Origin of the sequence: Salinarimonas rosea DSM 21201 (assembly GCF_000429045.1) — a bacterium.
GTDB lineage: Bacteria > Pseudomonadota > Alphaproteobacteria > Rhizobiales > Beijerinckiaceae > Salinarimonas > Salinarimonas rosea.
Window position 1 is genome coordinate 1 of sequence record NZ_AUBC01000057.1, and the last position, 2,002, is coordinate 2,002.

General features: G+C 70.1%; 3 protein-coding genes. All 3 read right to left on the bottom strand.

What is annotated here, in order from left to right:
- Window positions 1-84 precede the first annotated feature (84 nt).
- The 3 genes from G407_RS0121295 to G407_RS0121305 all read right to left on the bottom strand — a co-directional run bounded on the left by G407_RS0121295 (window position 85) and on the right by G407_RS0121305 (window position 1,642).
- Window positions 85-360 carry a hypothetical protein gene (locus tag G407_RS0121295; RefSeq protein ID WP_029032432.1) on the bottom strand — a complete coding sequence of 92 codons (276 nt, stop codon included), beginning with the start codon at window positions 358-360 and terminating at the stop codon, window positions 85-87.
- A complete protein-coding gene (locus tag G407_RS0121300; RefSeq protein WP_029032433.1) occupies window positions 357-1,178 on the bottom strand; it encodes a helix-turn-helix transcriptional regulator in 822 nt (273 codons plus the stop codon). The genes G407_RS0121295 and G407_RS0121300 overlap by 4 nt, the downstream gene beginning before the upstream one ends.
- A gap of 269 nt (window positions 1,179-1,447) precedes the next feature.
- On the bottom strand, window positions 1,448-1,642 hold the full coding sequence (locus tag G407_RS0121305) for a helix-turn-helix domain-containing protein (protein ID WP_029032434.1): 195 nt from the start codon (window positions 1,640-1,642) through the stop codon (window positions 1,448-1,450).
- Between the last annotated feature and the right edge of the window lie 360 nt (window positions 1,643-2,002).

A 2,002-nucleotide genomic window follows, 5' to 3' on the forward strand; every position in this document is an offset into this window, starting at 1 on the left:
TTCGGGCTTTAACCCCCGCTGCCCCGGGGGCAATTGCAACGGGGTGCAACGACGGACGGCGAGGGCAGAATTTTTCCAGACCCATCACATCCGCACAGGTTCGTCGCGAACGGCCTTCCCCCCGACGACGCGCAGCCGCGGACGGGCTGCGCCCGCGGCCTCAATCCGGGCGGCGATCTCGTGCAGCTCGGGACCGAGGCGGGCGAGCCCATCGAGGAAGCGGGCGAGATCATCCACCGGGACCACGATGCGAGCCGGCTGATCCTGCGCGGGCGGGCGCATCAGCGGATCGAGCCATGCCGCGTGCGCCTGGCACCAGGACCCGAGATCGGCGAGGCGGTGGGCGTCGTGGTTCGTCATGCCGCCATCCTGCCCTGATCCAGCAGGGAGAGCCGATAGGCGATCTCGCGTCGGGTGCGGTAGCGCAGGCGATCGTGCGCCCGTTCCACGTTCGCGACGTGCGGCTGACGGATGCCACCGAGAGCCCCGAACTCGGCTTGCGTGAGACCGCGGGCGGCGCGCTCGTGGTGCACCCACTCGTCATCGGGCGCGCGCGGCTGCGCCGGCTGATCCAGGGCGAGGGCGAGTTGATAGGCGGGCGCGTTCGTCATGCTCGGGATCGCCGCGGTTTCGATCGCGACCGTGCGGACGGCGGGCGTCTCGACCACGGCGGCGATGGGCTGCGCCTCGATCGTGGGCGCGCCGGCGGCAGGCTGCACAGGGGCCGGGACGGGCGCGGCCGGCTGCGCCGCGCCCTCTCGTGCAAGAAGCGCCTTGGCGGCGGTGGTGGGCGTGTAGCGCGGCCCCTCGATCCGGGCACTCGCAATCCAGCGGCGGCCGATCGCCTTCTCGGCTGCGGGACCGAGCCACTGCCGTTGCTTCGTCACGTACTCGATCGCATCCGCATCGGCCCGGCGCACATGCACCTCGCCGTCCGCCCGGTTGAAAGCCTCGATCAGCTTCCATGCCCGCGGCGGAACGTGCAGCAGGACGTGCGCGTGCAGGTGCACCGTCCCCGGCTCGCGCTCGTAGACGATGACGCCGATCAGCTCGTGTCCGTTCTCGCCGAACTTGCGGCCGATGCGGAACACCAGCTTGCGCACCAGCGCCTTGCCTTCGGCGTCCGTCGCGCCGCGGGCGCGGGCCGTCACCATCGCGTTGAACGGGACGCCGGCCATGCGAGCGCGATGGGCTAAATCATCGATCTCGCGGACCTGCCACCACTCGAGCCGCGTCGAGCCTCGCGGACCACGCTTCCTCCTCGATCTACGCCGGCGAGCACGGTTTCCGTGTTCTACGCTAGAAGAGGGCGTGCGAGCCGATCCAGCGGACCGGGCGGTGCGCAACGCTTGCGGCGCAACGGTTTCAGCCAAGCGCGCCGAGCGTTTCGCCGGAGACGAATTTCCGGCCGGTTCTGACACCCTTTCGAGCCCCATCGCGGCGGGCCTCAGGCGGCTGCGGTTTCGCGTTCGGCGAGCCATCGATCGAGCGCAGCCGGGCGGATCAGCTTGCGCCGGCCGAGCGCGACGGTGGGCGGCCCCTTCCCGTCCGAGAGGAGCGTCATCAGGTGGCGGCGGGAGACACGTAGGTGCTTCGCGGCCTCATCGAGCGTGAGCAGAGCGTGTTGATCGAGATCGGCCATCGTGCCCTCGTGCGGCTGTGGGAACGGACGCTGAACACTTGTGCAAGCCTATGTGCGCGGATGCAAGGGCCTGCACCTCGCTATCCCCGAAGTCTTGCACAGCCGCTTGCCGTCTCTTTTCTCGAAGAGACCTGTATCCGTGGTGGGCAGGCTTCTGCCCCCTATCCGTCTGCGGACGAGCGGCGATCCAGGCGCACCAGGCGCGATCCGTGATCTCGATCAGGTTCGGCAGGTGCTTCTGCCCCGGCCGTGGGCGATGCGTCACCCGCACCAGGCCGAGAGACCGGGCGATGCGCAACGCGCCCTTCGCCAGCGTCCGGGACACGCCAGCGCGGGCGGCGATCGCGTCCATCGGCAGGG

Coding starts and splice junctions, on each gene's coding strand:
- G407_RS0121295 (WP_029032432.1), bottom strand. CDS start 360: ATGACGAACCACGACGCCCACCGCCTCGCCGATCTCGGGTCCTGGTGC.
- G407_RS0121300 (WP_029032433.1), bottom strand. CDS start 1,178: ATGGCCGGCGTCCCGTTCAACGCGATGGTGACGGCCCGCGCCCGCGGC.
- G407_RS0121305 (WP_029032434.1), bottom strand. CDS start 1,642: ATGGCCGATCTCGATCAACACGCTCTGCTCACGCTCGATGAGGCCGCG.